The organism is Granulicatella sp. HMSC30F09, from assembly GCF_001806915.1.
In the GTDB taxonomy this organism is placed as follows: Bacteria; Bacillota; Bacilli; order Lactobacillales; family Aerococcaceae; genus Granulicatella; species Granulicatella adiacens.
Genome location: NZ_KV786415.1, coordinates 80,815 through 81,418, shown reverse-complemented (window position 1 = coordinate 81,418; position 604 = coordinate 80,815). Strand labels below are relative to the sequence as shown.

The 604-nt window shown below is 30.8% G+C and carries 1 protein-coding gene; it reads left to right on the top strand.

Annotation, left to right across the window (positions count from 1 at the left end; genetic code table 11):
- Positions 1-604 (top strand): transposase (locus tag HMPREF3103_RS02890; protein ID WP_148128794.1); only part of this gene is annotated, 604 nt, incomplete at both ends.

The window sequence follows — 604 nt, the reverse complement described above, 5'->3', positions numbered from 1 at the left end:
GGTCGATGTTGTACGAGATAGAAAATCTTACAATTTGAAACAATATTTTCATCGTTTTGAGCCTAAGACTAGATTTAAGGTAAAAACTATCTCAATAGATATGTACTTGCCATACATTCAATTAATAAAAGAAATGTTTCCTAACGCAAAAATCATCATTGATCCTTTTCACATTGTACAAGCCCTAAATAGAGAATTAAATCGAACTCGGGTACGTGTCATGAATCAATATCGTTATAAAGACGCTAAATTATATCGAAAGTTAAAATATTATTGGAAGTTAATTTTAAAGAACCCTAACGAACTTCAGAACTATAAATATAATCGTTATAAGCTTTTCGAAAGTTTTATAACAAGCAAAGGAATCGTGGATTATATCTTAGAAAACAATACATCTCTTAAAAATGATTATGAGGTCGTACATTCACTTCATGAATGTATTCAGGATAGAGACTATATAGAATTCAAGGAAACGATTGAAGCAGCTACGCAATTAGACCTATCTCCTGGTTTGAAAAGAGTATTAAAGACTCTAAGTACTTACTTGCCATATATTCAAAATACTTGTGAGTATCCAACTAGAACAAACGGACCTATTGAAGGA